The sequence below is a fragment of the Flavobacterium pectinovorum genome (assembly GCF_900142715.1).
GTDB classification, from domain to species: domain Bacteria; phylum Bacteroidota; class Bacteroidia; order Flavobacteriales; family Flavobacteriaceae; genus Flavobacterium; species Flavobacterium pectinovorum.
On sequence record NZ_FRBX01000002.1, the window covers coordinates 570,131 to 587,089 of the forward strand.

The 16,959-nt window shown below is 33.5% G+C and carries 14 protein-coding genes; 5 read left to right on the forward strand and 9 right to left on the reverse strand.

Going from position 1 to position 16,959, the window contains the following annotated elements; translation table 11 throughout:
* Positions 1-91 precede the first annotated feature (91 nt).
* Complete coding sequence (locus BUE22_RS09030; protein ID WP_073394681.1) at positions 92-1,063, forward strand: outer membrane beta-barrel protein; 972 nt, start codon at positions 92-94, stop codon at positions 1,061-1,063.
* 257 nt (positions 1,064-1,320) lie between these two features.
* On the opposite strand, the gene BUE22_RS09035 is transcribed toward BUE22_RS09030, so the two are convergent.
* The 4 genes from BUE22_RS09035 to BUE22_RS09050 all read right to left on the reverse strand — a co-directional run bounded on the left by BUE22_RS09035 (position 1,321) and on the right by BUE22_RS09050 (position 7,706).
* Complete coding sequence (locus BUE22_RS09035; protein WP_073394689.1) at positions 1,321-2,313, reverse strand: Gfo/Idh/MocA family protein; 993 nt, start codon at positions 2,311-2,313, stop codon at positions 1,321-1,323.
* 445 nt (positions 2,314-2,758) lie between these two features.
* Positions 2,759-4,867, reverse strand: coding sequence for a prolyl oligopeptidase family serine peptidase (locus BUE22_RS09040; protein WP_073394691.1), 2,109 nt, complete (start codon positions 4,865-4,867; stop codon positions 2,759-2,761).
* A gap of 126 nt (positions 4,868-4,993) precedes the next feature.
* Positions 4,994-7,201, reverse strand: a complete 2,208-nt coding sequence (locus BUE22_RS09045; RefSeq protein ID WP_073394693.1) for a TonB-dependent receptor — start codon at positions 7,199-7,201, stop codon at positions 4,994-4,996.
* A gap of 151 nt (positions 7,202-7,352) precedes the next feature.
* Positions 7,353-7,706 (reverse strand): hypothetical protein, encoded by a 354-nt coding sequence (locus tag BUE22_RS09050; protein ID WP_042563325.1) that lies wholly within the window; start codon positions 7,704-7,706, stop codon positions 7,353-7,355.
* Positions 7,707-7,898: 192 nt separating this feature from the next.
* Here BUE22_RS09050 and BUE22_RS09055 point away from each other — a divergent pair, with 192 nt between their 5' ends.
* Positions 7,899-8,633 (forward strand): porin family protein, encoded by a 735-nt coding sequence (locus BUE22_RS09055; RefSeq protein ID WP_317043534.1) that lies wholly within the window; start codon positions 7,899-7,901, stop codon positions 8,631-8,633.
* On the opposite strand, the gene BUE22_RS09060 is transcribed toward BUE22_RS09055, so the two are convergent.
* Positions 8,628-9,233, reverse strand: coding sequence for a hypothetical protein (locus BUE22_RS09060; RefSeq protein WP_073394695.1), 606 nt, complete (start codon positions 9,231-9,233; stop codon positions 8,628-8,630). The genes BUE22_RS09055 and BUE22_RS09060 overlap by 6 nt on opposite strands.
* 398 nt (positions 9,234-9,631) lie before the next feature.
* Here BUE22_RS09060 and BUE22_RS09065 point away from each other — a divergent pair, with 398 nt between their 5' ends.
* The 3 genes from BUE22_RS09065 (at position 9,632) to BUE22_RS09075 (ending at position 13,714) form a co-directional block, all read left to right on the forward strand.
* A complete protein-coding gene (locus tag BUE22_RS09065; RefSeq protein ID WP_073395026.1) occupies positions 9,632-12,100 on the forward strand; it encodes a bifunctional UDP-N-acetylmuramoyl-tripeptide:D-alanyl-D-alanine ligase/alanine racemase in 2,469 nt (822 codons plus the stop codon).
* 67 nt (positions 12,101-12,167) lie between these two features.
* Positions 12,168-12,551, forward strand: coding sequence for a large conductance mechanosensitive channel protein MscL (gene mscL / locus BUE22_RS09070; protein WP_073394697.1), 384 nt, complete (start codon positions 12,168-12,170; stop codon positions 12,549-12,551).
* A gap of 173 nt (positions 12,552-12,724) precedes the next feature.
* On the forward strand, positions 12,725-13,714 hold the full coding sequence (locus BUE22_RS09075; RefSeq protein WP_073395027.1) for an aspartate-semialdehyde dehydrogenase: 990 nt from the start codon (positions 12,725-12,727) through the stop codon (positions 13,712-13,714).
* Positions 13,715-13,990: 276 nt separating this feature from the next.
* On the opposite strand, the gene BUE22_RS09080 is transcribed toward BUE22_RS09075, so the two are convergent.
* The 4 genes from BUE22_RS09080 to BUE22_RS09095 form a co-directional block, all read right to left on the reverse strand.
* Positions 13,991-14,308, reverse strand: coding sequence for a 2Fe-2S iron-sulfur cluster-binding family protein (locus tag BUE22_RS09080; RefSeq protein ID WP_042563328.1), 318 nt, complete (start codon positions 14,306-14,308; stop codon positions 13,991-13,993).
* Positions 14,309-14,371: 63 nt separating this feature from the next.
* Positions 14,372-14,857, reverse strand: coding sequence for a hypothetical protein (locus tag BUE22_RS09085; protein WP_073394699.1), 486 nt, complete (start codon positions 14,855-14,857; stop codon positions 14,372-14,374).
* 213 nt (positions 14,858-15,070) lie between these two features.
* Positions 15,071-15,310, reverse strand: coding sequence for a NifU family protein (locus BUE22_RS09090; protein WP_026982674.1), 240 nt, complete (start codon positions 15,308-15,310; stop codon positions 15,071-15,073).
* 109 nt (positions 15,311-15,419) lie between these two features.
* Positions 15,420-16,547, reverse strand: a complete 1,128-nt coding sequence (locus BUE22_RS09095; protein WP_042563330.1) for an Mrp/NBP35 family ATP-binding protein — start codon at positions 16,545-16,547, stop codon at positions 15,420-15,422.
* Between the last annotated feature and the right edge of the window lie 412 nt (positions 16,548-16,959).

The following is a 16,959-nucleotide window of genomic DNA, read 5'->3' on the forward strand; positions in this document are numbered from 1 at the left end:
TTACAACGTTTTCGTACAAAGGGAAGTATCACAGAGTACAGGAATATGTTAAATTATTATAAGTTTGTATAAATTAATTAAAATCAGAATTATGAAAAAGAGCCTATTTTTATTAGGATTATTAGTTTGCTCTATGGCCACAATGGCGCAAACAGAAACAGCAGATAAACCAGAAAGCTGGTATTTTAAATTAGGAGGATCATATTTTAATCAAACTGCTTCGACAGAGTTTCCAACTGTAGGAGGTCAACTACCAAATAGGGATGTTTATGAAGGTACTTTAGCAAATAATAAATTAGTTTCAAGAGAAGGAATTACAGGTTCTTTTGGACAAGGTTTTAGAAGTGGAATCACTGCTGGTTACCGTTTTTCTGCACGTTTAGGAGTTGAGATGGCTGCAAATTATTATATAAGCAACTCTAAAACAATGGCACAAACTACAAACAGAATGGTTACTCCAAATCCATCTGCTACAGCTCCAGTTACTTATTTGAACTTTACTGCAGAAGGAGAAATTAAAGCTTTTGATTTAGCTCCGGCACTTGTAATGTTTTTAGGTGAAGCTCATGGTTTTGAACCATATACAAAAGTTGGGGTTATTGTTCCAATTCACGGTACATTAGATATTAAAACAGATAGACAATACAATACATTTGTAGGTGCTAATCAAGTTGCTTCAACAAATGCTTATTCAAAAGATGTTGTGAAACCTAATCCTTCACTTGGTTTTATGGCGTCTATTGGTACTTCTTATAAATTAGGAAAACATATTTCGGCTTTTGCTGAATTAGAATACCGTAACTTTACAGTGCACGGAAAAACTAAAGAAACTGAAATATATACTGAAAATGGTGTAGATAAATTAAACACTCCAACTGCTTTCCGTCCTGATGCATCATATTCTGCAAGTCATACCAAATATGTTGAAACAATCAATTCTACTTCAAATAGTAAAGTAACTAATGCAGCTGGTTTTGATAATACTAAAGCTACTGATGATGTTAGTACATACGTTGGAATTTCAGGTTTAGGTTTGACTTTAGGTCTTAAATACAGCCTATAATTTTGTAAAGAAATTTTATAGTTTATAACAAAAGAGGATATTCGTTAAAATATCCTCTTTTTATGTTATAGCGCATTTTTTAAGGATGGATTTTAATCCATCTATAGCATTTTGAATTGCCTCCAGCTTTAGATGGGGTATAAATTGTAAAAGATAAAAAAAGGCTTTAGCCAAAAGACACGAGGTTATTGGGCTAAAGCCTTTTAGTATTGATTCTTCCACCTCCAGCTAAAGCTGAAGGCAATTCAAAAAAATGATTATTTCAAACCTCTAAACTCCTTCAAAACTTCATCAATAACCCAGGTTGTTCTTGCTCCGGAAGTTCCTTTAGAAGGAGAAACTCCTTCATTACCTAAAAGCTCTGCGACAACAGTTTCAATAAAGGGCTGCTGAATATGTAATGGATTTTCAATTGTAATACTCTCTTTTTCGCCATTTGCATATTGAATATGTATTGGGTCATTTCCAAAAGTAGAGAAAGAAATTTTTCCTTTATCACCTACAATTTCAGTATTATCGTAACGTTCAAAACTGGCAAAATTCCATAAACCCGTTCCGTGAATTCCGTTTTCGAATAAAAACGACATAGAAACCGAATCTTCTGCAGGATATGCCTGAAGCTGTGAACTTGCATGTCCGCGAACCCATTTAATCGGACCCAAAACAAAATCAAGAAAATCTAAAGTATGACAAGCCAAATCGACAAAAATTCCACCGCCTGAAATGTGCGGTAAAACCGTCCATGGCAAGTTGATTTCGTCGTCATATCTTTCTTCAAACGGATGATACAAAACGCAATTTACGTGTCGTATAGTTCCTATTTTATTTTGATCGATTAGTTCTTTTATTTTTAAAAATCTTGGTAAACTTCTTCTGTAATATGCCACAAAAAGCGGAATATTATGTTCTTTGCAAACGCTGATCATTTCGTTGCATTCTTCAAATGTCAAAGCCATTGGTTTTTCAACATATACCGGTTTTCCGGCTTTGGCACACAAAATTGTATATTCTTTATGAGAAGAAGGCGGAGTAGCAATATAAACAGCATCGACTTCGGGATCATTTATTAAATCTACGGCATTCGAATACCATTTGGAAACATTATGACGTTTGGCGTAATCTTCGGCAAGAGCAGCGTCTCTTCGCATTACAGCAACTAACGCTGAGTTTGAAGCTTTCTGAAAAGCTGGTCCGCTTTTAACTTCAGTTACATTTCCACAACCTATTATTCCCCATTTTACAATTTTCATTTGTTGGTTTTTTAGTTTCTCAAATTTAAGAGAAAAGAATTGTTTAAAAAAGGTTCGCCGCGAATTCACGAATTATTTTTTCACACAGATTTTAAAAAGATTTAAACAGATTCGTGCAGATCTTATTTTTCAAATTAAATAAATCTGCTCAAATCTGCAGAATCTGCGTGAAACAAATCTTAAAAAAGTTCGCCGCGAATTTCACGAATTTTCACTAATTCTTTGCGGTTAAAAGTTTGCCACAGATTAAAAGATTCTCACAGATTAATGCAAAAATTTACCATGAATGACACGAATTTAATTAGTGAAAATTCGTGAAATTCGTGGCAAAAAAACTTTACAGATTTTAAAATCATTCTAATCCCCTAATCTGTGGCAAAAAAATAACCACAAACTCACAATATTAATTAGTGAATTTGTGGCTATAAAAATTATAGACTAAAGTTTACTTTTTCGGTAAAGCCTTAAATCCCATATTGTAAAGCGTGAACGCCTGAATATCTACATTTTCCTGAATTGTAGCTGCAACAGATTTTCCTGCTCCGTGACCCGCTTTTACATCAATACGAATCAAAACAGGATTATCTCCGGTTTGTTTATCCTGTAATTCTGCAGCAAATTTAAAACTGTGTGCCGGTACAACACGATCGTCATGATCTCCTGTTGTTACCATTGTTGCCGGATATTTTACGCCTTTTTTTACGTTTTGTACTGGCGAATATCCTTTTAAATATTCAAACATTTCTTTATTGTCCTGAGCCGTTCCGTAATCGTACGCCCAGCCTGCACCGGCAGTAAAAGTATGGTAACGTAACATATCCATTACACCTACGGCTGGCAATGCTACTTTAACTAAATCTGGACGTTGTGTCATTGTTGCGCCTACTAATAAACCTCCGTTTGAACCTCCGCGAATCGCTAAGAAATCAGATGAAGTATATTTTTGTGCAATTAAATATTCCGCAGCAGCGATAAAATCATCAAATACATTTTGTTTGTGCAATTTTGTTCCGGCATCATGCCATTTTTTTCCGTATTCACCACCGCCTCTTAAATTGGCAACCGCATAAACACCTCCGTTTTCCATCCATACAGCATTTGCAATACTAAATGCCGGAGTTAAACTAATATTGAATCCACCGTAACCATAAAGAATCGTTGGGTTTTTACCGTCTAGTTTTGTCCCTTTTTTATAAGTAATAATCATCGGGATTTTTGTTCTGTCTTTTGAAGTGTAGAAAACCTGTTTAGATTCATAATCTTCACTTTTAAAATCTACTTTAGGTTTTTGATATACTTCTGATTTGCCTGATTTTGGATCAAAAGAAAAAATACTTCCCGGAGTTGTATAATTGGTAAAGCTGTAATACAAGACTTTTTCATGTTTTTTACCTCCAAATCCGCCGGCAGTTCCTACGGCAGGAAGTTTGATCTCACGAACTAATTTTCCGTTATAGTCATATTGCAAAACCAATGAAACAGCATCTTTTGTATAATTGGCAAATAAATATCCGCCGCCTGTTGAAGGTGCTAAAACATTTTCTGTTTCCTTGATGAAATCTTTCCAGTTTTCTGGTTTCGGATTGCTGAAATCTACAGATACAACGCGTTTGTTTGGCGCATTAAAATCGGTTTCGATAAATAATTTACTTCCATCATTATCAATAATAATATTGTCGCTGTTAAAATTATCAACAATAGTTATAATTGGGCTGTTTGGGGTGGTCAGATCTTTTATGTAAAGCTCATTTCCATAAGTAGAATTGGCTGCTGTAATTACCAAATAATGATTGTCTTCGGTAACATAGCCACCCACATATCTACGTTTTTGATCGGCGCCAAAAATGACTTTATCTTCTTTTTGAGAAGTTCCTAACTTGTGAAAATACAATTTATGCTGATCTGTTTTGGCAGATAATTCGCTTCCTTTTGGTTTGTCGTAACTAGAATAATAAAATCCTTCGTTTCCTAACCATGAAACACCGCTAAATTTTACATCAACTAAAGTATCCTCAAGGACTTTTTTAGACAAAGCATCAATAATGATTACTTTTCTCCAGTCGCTTCCGCCTTCAGAGATAGAATATGCAGCTTTATTTCCATCTTTAGAAAAATCTAAACCGCCAAGTGAAGTCGTTCCATCTTTAGAGAAAGTATTCGGATCCAGAAAAATTTCTTCTTTGCCTTTTTCATCTTTTCTATAAATAACCGATTGATTTTGAAGTCCGTTGTTTTTAGAAAAATAAGTAAACTTTCCTTCTGTATACGGAGCACCTATCTTTTCATAATTCCAAAGTTTTTCCATTCGTTTCTTTAACTCTTCACGAAACGGAATTTTATCCAAATAACCATACGTAACTTCATTTTGTGCTTTTACCCAGGCACCTGTTTCAGCAGATTTATCGTCTTCAAGCCAACGATACGGATCGCTAACTTTAGTATCGAAATACACATCAACAGTTTCGCCTTTTTTAGTTTCGGGATATTTAATATTATTTTGCCCAAATGAAATCCCTGCAGTAGTAATAGCCATTATAAGAATTGTTTTTTTCATAGTTTAGGTTTGTCAGTTGTAACAAAAATAGCACTTTTTGTGTTAAAAAATAAACCATATAAGCTATATAAGTAAATGTAAGCAAGCTTAAATGAACTTATATAACTTATATGGTTTTAAAAAAAATTAGATATTGAAGTTTACTCCTAACACAATATTTCTTCCAATATTTGGTACACCGTCAGTTTTTAATCTCGAAAGATGTGCGATATATTTTTTATCGAATAAATTGTTTCCGTTAAGGTTTACATCAAAAGCAGTTTTACCTAATTTTACAGTTCCTCCAAAACCTAAATTTACTAAAGTATATCCTTTTGAAGCCGTTTCAAAACCACTTACATTACTTTGATCAAAAGTCGAAGAAACGTTTAAAGAAGCATATCCTTCTTCAAACCAATTTTTGATTTTAAATTCAGTTCTTAGCGTATTGTTCCAGTTGTTTGCCGGAATCAGAGGCAAATAATCATTGTTGTCTTTTTTACCCGTTACAGTTTCAAAACTTGTCTCAAAATGCAGCCAGTCTAAAGGATGCGGATGAAAATGCAATCCAAGCTCACCTCCGTATAATTTTGCATTATCCTGAATATAGGCAAAAACGTCATTATCGTCTAAAACATCTCCGGTTGGCGAAGTATAAATGTAATTGTTGATGTGATTGTAAAATCCGTTGATGAAGAATTCAAAATGCGAATTTTTATATTCTAAATTCAAATCAGTCTGAACGTTTTGTTCAGTTTTCAAATTAGCATTTCCAATTTCATAACGGTTTGTTCCTTCATGAACGCCATTTGAAGTCAGCTCAGCAAGATTTGGTGCTCTAAAACCAGTCGCAACATTCAATCGAAGTGTAAGCGGTTCTGCCAGTTTTGTTTTATATCCCAAAGAAGCATTAAAACTGTCAAATGATTTGTCTAAAGGAAGAAAATAACCTTCTTCGCCCTCAGTTCCGTGCGCTTCAGAAGTTACGTTTCTGTTGTCAAAACGCAATCCTGCTTGTAAAACGCTGGAATTCCATTCGTAATTTGCAGTTCCAAAAACACCAAAATCATTCGTTGTAGCATCCGGAATCAAATATTCTTCACCAGAATTCTTGTTCGTTTGATGCATTCCCTGAACACCTAAAATCGTTTCAATTTTACCAAATTTCGGAAAATGATATTTTGCATTATAATTTAAAGTATTCAGTTTCATGTGTAAAGAAGCCTCGTTGTTATCTTCAAATTCACTTCTGTCATTTGAAATGTAGCCCAAATCAACATCTAGTTTCGAATTTTCGAAAAAGATTACATTGTTTAAACTCAATAAATGATTGAAAATTCCCTGTCTTGGAAATTGTGTGTCTTTGCTAGAAGATTGTTCACCAATTCCGTCTTCCGGAATTCCGATATCCAGTTTGTTGTAGTTGTATCTTAAAACACTAGAAAAGCTGGAATTACTGTATCCAATTCCGGTTTTAAAATCGGTTTCATTATAACGTGAATTCGTTACGCGATTGCCATCGGCAATTTTATAATCAGAATGTGTGTTGTAACTTCCTCTAGCTAAAAATTTCCAGTTGTCTGTAGAAGTTTTTAATCCAATAGATGAATTGCTTCCTTGTGTATTCGTGAAATATTTTTGACTGAAATTCGCTTTAAAAGTCCCGGCATCAGCAAACTTTTCAGGATTAAAATATAAAACTCCTCCCAAAGCATCAGAGCCATATAATAAAGAAGCCGGTCCTTTGATAACTTCAACACTTTCAATTCCCGCATCGTTTAAACCTAAACCATGTTCGTCTCCAAATTGTTGATTTTCAATTCTTACCCCTTGAGAATATACCAAAACACGATTTCCGCTTAAACCTCTAATAACCGGTTTTCCGATAGAAGTTCCGGTAGAAATTTGAGAAACTCCCGGAATCGTAGCCAAACCTTCGATTAACGTCGAAGTTCCTTTTTGCTGTAATGTTTTGATGCTTTCATGCTCGACTTTCATAACGTTTTGCGATTGCAATTTGTTGAAAGGAGTTGAAACGACTACTTCGTCCATTTCAAAAATAGATTCGGTAAGAATTATGTCTAAAGTGTTGTCTTTTAATATTTTGGAAATAGTTTTGTTTTGAGTTGTATATCCAACAAAAGCAAAAGCAAGTCGTAAACTTCCGTTTGGAAGATTTTTAAATTCATATTTTCCGTTTTCGTCAGTGGTTGTTCCTCTGTGCAATTCAGGCGCATATACAGAAACGCCGGGCATGGCTTGGTTTTCAAGATTTGTTACGGTTCCTGAAACAGAATTTTGAGCCGAAAGCAGGCTCGAAAACCCTAAAATAAGGGCTAATATTATTTTTTTCATTTGAAAATGATGCTATAGTTAATTGATTTTTTCTTTAAACTAAAACATGAAATCAAAGTAAACTTGCCAATCCTGATACATTTTCAAGATGGAAAACTTGCCTGTTTCGCATTAGAATAAAGACTTTTTTGATTTTTTCGAATAATCGAAATTAAGAAACTAAAGCTGCGGGCGGACCACGTAATAAATAAGCACTTTCTGAAAATGAAAATATTTTTTCTGAACGTGTAAAGAAATAAGGAATTTCTTTGTGTAAAGTATAAAGTTGAAATGAAAATTCTTCGGGAATAATATAACTTCCAAAAGCAAAATGACAAACATAACACAAATCATAATCATGATGCTGATGTGTTATTTCTCCGTTTGGATCACTATAATCATGATGACATTGTTTCTCTGAAAGCTGCTTTACAATATGCTCATAACTGTGTATCGACTGAAACAATATTGAGAACAATACTGTCAGCGCCAAAGAAACACTTAATATGAGCTGCTTTTTTTTCATGCATGACAAAGGTATAAAAGAGCAATGAATAATCGATTTGTTTTTTTGATTCTATTACTGATTTATTGAAAATAGTGCAATGAAAGAATTTATTTGTAGCGAAAAAAAGAATAATTTCATGTCAATTCACTTCTTGAGCCAGCATTATATTATATTTGTAAGTGAAATAATTCAACTCTAAAAAACGTTTACTTGAGAACATCCTTAAAACCAAAATACGATATGCGATTCCTTTTTAGTTGTTTATTTATAATGTCGTTTTTTAGTGTTTTTTCTCAGGAAGAAACAAAGCCTAAAATAGAACCGATTGTAAAAATCGATTCATTATATCGTGAAGATCAGTTTTATTTTTCGATCACTTATAATTTGTTAACTCAGATCCCGGAAGGCCTCAAACAAAATAAATTTTCTGCGGGACTTTCTGCAGGATTTTTGCGCGACATGCCAATTAATAAAAAAAGAACCGTTGCAATTGCTACTGGTTTAGGATTAAGCTATCAGAATTATTTTCAAAATCTTACTATTTCTAAAATGCCCGACGGAGGTTTGGCTTATGCCGTAAGTGACTATAATGATATTAGTTCCAATAGATACAGGCAGTATTTGGTCGATCTTCCAATAGAATTTCGATGGAGAAATTCGACTTATGAAAGTTATAGATTTTGGAGAATTTATGGAGGATTTAAAATTAGTTATGTCTTTTCTAATAAATCTGTTTTAGACAATGGCGAAGAGAAGTATGTAGTTAAAAATAATCCGAATATAAATAAAGTTCAATATGGCGTTTACCTCGCTGCAGGTTACAATACCTGGAATGTTTACCTAAATTACGGATTAAACCCTTTGTTTAAAGACGTCATTACTACTTCTGGACAAAAAATAGATGTTAGAACCTTAAATGCGGGATTGATATTTTATATTTTATAGCCACAGATATAAAAAGAGCATTTGCGGAAATATACCAAGTGCCAAACCAATAAGCAGCTCTTTATTTGTGTGCGCTTCCATAACTAATCTTGATGATGCTACAATTCCCGTCAGGAAAACCATCAACGCAGTCCAATAAGGATTTTGCATTTGCAAGTGAATGCTTAACCCGATAACAAAAACAGTAAATCCGCTAATTGCCATCATGTGCAAACTTGCCTTTATTTTGAAAAGGGATCCTATTAAAGCCAAAATTGTACTGAACAAAGCACCAAGAAAAAAGAAATGCAATTCAGGATAACGCATAATGACAATGCTTCTTTTTACCAATAAAATATAAAGAAAACATTGTAAAATAAGCGGAATTTTGCGTTGCGAAGTTTCATGAACCATTACAGATTTTACATGTCCTGTTGAGCGAAGGAGCATAAAAAATAATACGGGAACCAAAATCGTAATGATGAGAATTTGAAATAAAACATAATATTTCTCCTGATTTGTAAAAATATCACCTTTACAAAACAAATAAAATAAAGTAGCATACATCGAAATAAAAATCGGATGCAATATATAGGAGAATATAGGCAGTATTTTTTTCAAAATCTTTAATTTGAGGTCTTCACAAATATAGGGAAATATTTTTTTTTGCCATGAATTTCACGAATTTTCGCAAATTAAATTCGTGGAATTCGTGACAAACTTTTTAAATTATGTTTAATATTTATTTCACGCAGATTCTGCAGATTTTAGCAGATTTGATAAATAAAAATCTGTGGGCATCTGCTAAAATCTTTTTTAAATCTGCGTGAAAAATAATTCGCGCTAATTTGTGGCAAACCTGTTCAATATTTGTTTCACGCAGATTCTGCAGATTTGATAAATAAAAATCTGTGGGCATCTGCCAAAATCTTTTTTAAATCTGCGTGAAGAATAATTCGGGAAAATTTGTGAAATTAGTGGCAAACCTTTTTTTAAATTTGACAAAAGAAATTTCCAAAATGAGCATAAATTTAAAAAACCTTATATCAGTTCTTGAAGCCAAATGGATTGGCGCTGAAGCTGCTATTTTTATCGATCATATTTCGATTGACAGCCGTTCGTTGCAAAACGGATCGCAAACTTTATTTTTTGCCTTAACCGGCGTAAATAATGATGCTCATTTATATATATCAGAACTTATAGACAAAGGCGTTCAGAATTTTGTTGTGCAGTATATTCCTGAAAATTGCGAGGGGAAAGCCAATTTTATGGTTGTAAAAAACACTTTAAATGCATTGCAGCATTTTGCGGCTTATTACAGACATCTTTTCGATTTTCCAATAATCGGCCTGACCGGAAGCAACGGAAAAACGATTGTAAAAGAATGGCTTAATTTTTTACTAAGTCCGGATTATAATATTATCAGAAGTCCAAAAAGTTATAACTCACAAGTTGGCGTTCCGCTTTCTGTAATTGCTATTAACGAAAAACACAACCTGGGTATTTTTGAAGCGGGAATTTCGACGGTTAACGAAATGGATAAACTCGAAAAAATTATTAAACCAACAATTGGCGTGCTGACCAATATTGGTACGGCGCACGATGAAGGTTTTTTAAATTTAGTGCAAAAGATTGACGAAAAACTGCTTTTGTTTAAAGATTGTCCGGTAATTATTTATCAAAAAAATGAAACTGTTGATTCCTGTATGTCACAATTTGCGGCAGAATATATGCTTCACCCGCGAAAACTTTTTTCATGGAGCTTCAGGGATCAAACGGCTGATGTTTTTATTCTGAAAAAAGAAAAAAGAAACGATAAAACACGTATTGAATATCAATATAAAAATGAAATTTTCGATCTTGAAATTCCGTTTCAGGATTCTGCTTCTATAGAAAATGCTATTTCTTGTTTGCTGGTTTTACTTCATTTTGAGTATGATTCTGCAACAATTCAAAATCGCATGCAAATGTTGTATCCGGTAGAAATGCGCCTGGAAGTTAAAAACGGAATCAACAACTGCAGTATTATTGATGATAGTTACAGCTCTGATTTTCAATCGCTGAAAATTGCGTTGGATTTTCTGGAAAGTCAAAAAAAGAACGCTTCAAAAACGGTTATTTTATCAGATATTTTTCAAAGCGGATTTTCAAATGAAGAATTATATTCTAAAGTTGCCCAGCTTATTTCAGACAATAAAATCAATCGCGTAATTGGCATTGGTTCGACTATTTCATCTTTTGCAGACAAGTTTTCCAATTGTATTACGTTTCAAAATACAGCAGAGTTTATTGCGCATTTTGAAAGCCTGAATTTTGCCAATGAAACTATTTTGATAAAAGGGGCAAGATCATTTCAGTTTGAAGAAATCGTGACTTTACTAGAAGAGAAAACACATGAAACGATTCTTGAAATTAATCTCGATTCGATTAGTCATAACTTAAATTTCTTTAAATCTAAATTGGCCAATGATGTAAAAATCATGGTAATGGTAAAAGCTTTTGGTTATGGAAACGGTGGTTTGGAAATTGCTAAATTGCTTGAACATCATAAAGTCGATTATTTGGGTGTGGCTTTCGCCGATGAAGGAATCTCACTTAAAAATGGCGGAATTAAACTCCCAATTATGGTTTTAAATCCGGAATCGACCAGTTTTCCTTCGATTATTCAATATCAGTTAGAACCTGAAATTTATAGTGTAAAAGGATTAAATGCCTTTTTAAAAATTGCACGAGAAAAGAATCTAAAAGATTTTCCGATTCACATAAAACTTGATACCGGAATGCATCGTTTGGGTTTTGAAGAAAATACATTAACCGAATTAATTGAAACCTTAAAAGGAAACACAACCGTTAAAGTGCAAAGTGTTTTATCACATTTGGCAACAAGTGACGATATGAATCACTATGATTTTGTGATTTCTCAGATTAAGTTATTCGAAAAATTATCATCAAAATTAATTTCAGAATTAAATATTAATCCAATTCGTCATATTTTGAATACTTCGGGAATTAGCAATTTTCCTGAGGCGCAATTTAATATGGTTCGTTTAGGAATTGGTTTATATGGAGTTTCAAACGATCCGGCAGAACAAAAATATCTGGAAAATGTTGGAACTTTAAAATCGATTATTTCTCAGGTTCGCACGATTCCGGCAGGCGATAGCGTAGGCTACGGACGCCGTTTTATGGCAGAGAAACCCACTAAAATTGCAACAATTCCAATTGGTTATGCAGACGGAATTTCACGTTTGTGGGGAAATGAGGTAGGTTATGTTGTCATTAAAAATCAAAAAGCCTCAATTGTAGGTAGTGTTTGTATGGATATGTTAATGGTTAATGTAACCGAAATTGATTGTAAAGAAGGAGATTCGGTTATTATTTTTGGCGAAAGCCCAACAGTAACGGAGATTGCAAATGCTTTAAAAACAATTCCATACGAAATTCTGACTAGTATTTCGCAACGCGTAAAAAGGGTATTTTTCAGATAGTTTGCTGTAACTTTAAAGAAAATTCCGTATTTTCGATATCTATTAATTACAAATAAAAAGAACAGTTATGGGAATATTTTCTGAATTTAAGGAATTTGCAATGAAAGGCAACGTAGTCGATTTGGCTGTCGGTGTTATTATTGGAGCTGCTTTTGGCAAAATTGTAAGCTCATTAATCGAAAATGTAATTACGCCTTTAATATTGAAACCTGCTCTTGATGCGGCGCATTTATCTACTATAGAAGAGCTTACGGCTTTTGGGGGCGTAAAGTATGGTTTGTTTCTTTCGGCAGTAATTAACTTTATAATTGTGGCTTTTGTTTTGTTCTTAATCATTAAAGGAATAAATAATATTAAAAAGAAAGAAGTTCCGCCACCAGCTGCTCCGGCAGGACCAACGCAGGAAGAGCTGCTTATTCAAATTAGGGATTTATTAAAAAATAAACAATAATATAATATACCGCTACACTAAGTCTAACTTAACCGCTTCTTAATTGAGGCGGTTTTTTTTGTTTTGTTTAATTTGTAACATTTTGTTATTTTTTGTGAAGCGCCTTGTTTTGACTTTTATTATGTATACTTTTGCATTATAAATTAGATTTAATTCATACTAAAAATATAAAAATGAGAATAGCGGTTGTAGGTGCCACTGGTATGGTTGGCGAAGTAATGCTTAAAGTGTTGGCAGAAAGAAATTTTCCTGTTACAGAATTAATTCCTGTTGCATCTGAAAAATCAATAGGAAAAGAAATTGAATATAAAGGAACAAAATATAAAGTTGTAGGAATGCAAACAGCGGTTGATATGAAAGCTGATATTGCAGTTTTTTCTGCCGGAGGAGATACGTCATTAGAATGGGCTCCAAAATTTGCTGCTGCCGGAACAACCGTTATCGACAACTCATCGGCATGGAGAATGGATCCGACTAAAAAATTAATAGTGCCGGAAATCAATGCAGATACTTTGACAAGTGCAGATAAAATTATCGCAAATCCAAACTGCTCTACTATTCAAATGGTTTTGGCATTGGCACCTTTGCATAAAAAATACAACATTAAAAGAATCATTGTTTCTACCTACCAATCAATCACCGGAACGGGTGTAAAAGCAGTTAGACAATTAGAAAATGAATACGCAGGAGTTCAGGGAGAAATGGCATACAAATACCCGATCCATAGAAATGCGATTCCACATTGTGATAGTTTCGAAGAGAACGGATACACTAAAGAAGAAATGAAATTAGTGCGTGAGACTCAAAAAATTCTTGGTGATAATACCATCAGAGTTACGGCTACTGCGGTTCGTGTACCAGTTGTAGGCGGACATAGCGAAGCTGTAAATGTTGAGTTTACAAATGATTTTGATGTAAACGAAGTTCGCGAAATTTTACACAATACTGATGGAGTAGTGGTTCAGGATAATTTGGACACATTTACTTACCCAATGCCATTGTATGCAGAAGGTAAAAATGATGTTTTTGTTGGAAGAATTCGTCGTGACGAAAGCCAGGAAAACACATTAAACATGTGGATTGTTGCTGATAACTTAAGAAAAGGAGCTGCAACAAACACAATTCAAATTGCTGAATATTTAATTCAGGCAGGTTTGGTATAATTCGAGATTAAAGAAAATTGTTATAAAGGAAAGACCGTAATTGCAGCAATGTGATTACGGTTTTTTTGTGAAAAAGGATAGAGATTGACAAACCGGACAGGTTTTTATCCCGAGGCTTCGGGACTGTCCGGTTTAATTTAGAGACCAGAAATAAAAAAAGCGAGAATTATAAATTCTCGCTTTTTTTAAATATTCTAGAATTAGCTTCAAATAAAAAATTCCAATAGAACGACCAGCACTATTGGAATTTGGAATTTAAAATATTGTAATTTATTCTTAATATTCAGGTGCCAGTTCTAATTCCAGACCTTCTAATTGCTCCGTAATTGGAATCTGACAACCTAAACGGCTATTAGATTTAACATAAAATGCTTCCGAAAGCATGGCTTCTTCCTCATCTCCCATTTCAGGTAATGCAACATCATTTAGAACGTAACACTGGCAAGAAGCACACATGGCCATTCCTCCGCAGGTTCCCTCAACAGGAAGTTCGTATGCCTTGCATAACTCCATTATATTCATTGCCATATCAGTTGGAGCTTGTAACTCGTGTATAACTCCTTCTCGATCTTTAATCTTTATTAATACATCCATTTTTAATGTTGGAATTTTTCTGATTTAGGATTTAATAACGTGAAAAAATCCTTTTTGTTTATTTTAACTGCCTGGTTTTGTACTAAACGCGTATTCTTTTTTGTTTCCTTCTTTTTGGCGCATTTTTACACCCAGAATATAACCGTTTTTTTCTAATAAAGTTACAACAGCTATCACTGAGTAATAATCTCTATCAGCCTGGAAAATTAGCGTTCCTTCATAAGTTGAGTTTACAACACCTTGTTTATCGGTGCTAACAGAAACTTTTCTTGGGTGTGAAAATTCTGCAGAGCTGTAAGTTGCTTTATTGGCAAATTTAGCTTTTCCGTCGCAGAAATCATATAAAAAATCGTAATTACCAATTCTTAAAGTTCCTTCTTCTTCATTTGAATTTGTCGAGAACACAATTTTTCCTGAATAGGTAAAATCAGACCATTCTTCTGCTTCGTTCAGATAAGCTTTGTCAACAACGAGTGTTGTTATATTTTGTTGAGCATAACTCGCTGAAACAAAAAACATTAATAAAAATAGAGCGTAAAAATTCTTCATATATTTCGGTTTAAGGGGTTACGTCACAAATTTAAGTTAAAAATGTAACAATACCTTACTGAAATATCTTAAAACTTTAGATACTTTTTTAATAAAATCGCAAAAACAAGCTTTTTTTTGAATGTTTTTTGAGTTTTTCGAAATCAAAATCATTAAAGGTCAAATATTCTTGTTAAATCAGAATTTTCTTAGTGACCCTTAAAATTATGTTTATTACATGATATTTACCACAGTTTCTATTTGTGGAGCATATTTTTTTATAGTGGTTTCAACGCCCGCTTTTAGCGTCATTTGATTTACGCTACAGCTAATGCACGCTCCTTCCAGACGAACTTTAACATGTTTGTCATCGTCTATAGAAATAAGTGTAATGTCTCCTCCGTCAGAATTTAAAAAAGGTCTGATTTCGTCAAGAGCCAATAATACGTTGCTTGTTAATTCTTCTGTTGTCATAATATTTATGTGTCAATTAGAGCGAATTAGATAATTAGATAATGTGTCAATTAGAAAATTTTAAATCCTCCAAATATCATTATCTAATTATCTAATTTTCTCATTATAATTATTTCTTTACTGCTGAACAACCTGCCATAGTTGTAATTTTAATAGCTTCGGTAGCAGGTAAGCTTTCATTTCTGTTTACCGTTTCCTGTACAACATTACGGGTAATTTCTTCAAAAATAGTTTCAATTACTGATGCTGTTTGTAAAGCTGCCGGACGGCCATAATCTCCCGCTTCACGAATTGATTGTACAATTGGCACTTCTCCTAAGAAAGGAACATCTAAATCTTCTGCAAGGTTTTTAGCTCCTTCCTGACCAAAAATATAATATTTATTGTCAGGTAATTCTTCCGGTGTAAAGTAAGCCATATTTTCTATAATTCCCAAAACAGGAACATTAATATTGTCCTGCATAAACATGGCAACTCCTTTTTTAGCATCGGCAAGAGCCACCGCTTGTGGTGTACTTACAACAACTGCTCCTGTAATTGGCAATGACTGCATGATCGAAAGATGAATATCTCCTGTTCCCGGAGGTAAATCGATTAACATGAAATCTAATTCTCCCCAATCTGCATCAAAAATCATTTGGTTTAATGCTTTTGCTGCCATTGGTCCTCTCCAGATTACAGCCTGGCTTGGAGCTGTAAAAAATCCGATAGAAAGTATTTTGATCTCATAACTTTCAATAGGTTTCATTTTAGATTTTCCATCAACCATAATCGAAGTCGGTTTTTCGTTTTCGACATCAAACATAATAGGCATAGATGGCCCGTAAATATCCGCATCAAGAACTCCAACTGAAAATCCCATTTTTGCTAATGTTACCGCTAAATTTGCCGTAACAGTAGATTTTCCAACTCCACCTTTACCAGAGGCAACGGCAATTATATTTTTGATTCCCGGAATGGCACGACCTTTAATTTCGTTTTTCTCCGGAGTTTCTACTTTAATGTTTACTTTAATTTTTGCTTCTGGAGATACCAATTCAAGAATTGTTTTTTTGATATCGTCTTCTGCTCTTTTTTTAATGTGCATTGCCGGAGTATGTAATACTAAATCGACTACAACTTCGTCACCAAAAGTTAATACATTGGCAACAGCTCCACTTTCAACCATATTTTTTCCTTCTCCAGCTACGGTAATTGTTTCCAAAGCTTTAAGAATTTCTTTTCTGTCTAATTTCATTTTATTGTCGTGTTTGTATGGACTGAAATTAATTTAAATACTGTTTTTATTTAAACTCATTTCAGACTGCAAAGATAAATGATTCTGTTCGGATTTTGGCTTTTTTGTATTGGATTTGTTGATATAGAGATTATTCAAACCAATACAATCGAATTTTTTATTTTCGGTTTTGAATTGTAAGAAAAAAGAAGATCATAATTTAAATTATTTTCTAATGGATTATAAATGTTAATAAATGTGAATTTTCGTATGATTTTGTAGTTTGAGGTAAAATGCTCTTCAATTTATTTTGTATCTTTGAGTACCCTAAATTTTTTGATTTTCTACTATTATAAAAGATAGACGGAAGCTTATTTTATGGTATTTTATAGTTTTCGCTGTTTTTTAAATAAGATTTATTTCTAAAATTTAA

What these genes read in the sequence shown, in the direction of transcription:
- BUE22_RS09030 (WP_073394681.1), top strand. Translation starts at nt 92, where the DNA reads ATGAAAAAGAGCCTATTTTTATTAGGATTATTAGTTTGCTCTATGGCC.
- BUE22_RS09035 (WP_073394689.1), bottom strand. Translation starts at nt 2,313, where the DNA reads ATGAAAATTGTAAAATGGGGAATAATAGGTTGTGGAAATGTAACTGAA.
- BUE22_RS09040 (WP_073394691.1), bottom strand. Translation starts at nt 4,867, where the DNA reads ATGAAAAAAACAATTCTTATAATGGCTATTACTACTGCAGGGATTTCA.
- BUE22_RS09045 (WP_073394693.1), bottom strand. Translation starts at nt 7,201, where the DNA reads ATGAAAAAAATAATATTAGCCCTTATTTTAGGGTTTTCGAGCCTGCTT.
- BUE22_RS09050 (WP_042563325.1), bottom strand. Translation starts at nt 7,706, where the DNA reads ATGAAAAAAAAGCAGCTCATATTAAGTGTTTCTTTGGCGCTGACAGTA.
- BUE22_RS09065 (WP_073395026.1), top strand. Translation starts at nt 9,632, where the DNA reads ATGAGCATAAATTTAAAAAACCTTATATCAGTTCTTGAAGCCAAATGG.
- mscL (WP_073394697.1), top strand. Translation starts at nt 12,168, where the DNA reads ATGGGAATATTTTCTGAATTTAAGGAATTTGCAATGAAAGGCAACGTA.
- BUE22_RS09075 (WP_073395027.1), top strand. Translation starts at nt 12,725, where the DNA reads ATGAGAATAGCGGTTGTAGGTGCCACTGGTATGGTTGGCGAAGTAATG.
- BUE22_RS09080 (WP_042563328.1), bottom strand. Translation starts at nt 14,308, where the DNA reads ATGGATGTATTAATAAAGATTAAAGATCGAGAAGGAGTTATACACGAG.
- BUE22_RS09085 (WP_073394699.1), bottom strand. Translation starts at nt 14,857, where the DNA reads ATGAAGAATTTTTACGCTCTATTTTTATTAATGTTTTTTGTTTCAGCG.
- BUE22_RS09090 (WP_026982674.1), bottom strand. Translation starts at nt 15,310, where the DNA reads ATGACAACAGAAGAATTAACAAGCAACGTATTATTGGCTCTTGACGAA.
- BUE22_RS09095 (WP_042563330.1), bottom strand. Translation starts at nt 16,547, where the DNA reads ATGAAATTAGACAGAAAAGAAATTCTTAAAGCTTTGGAAACAATTACC.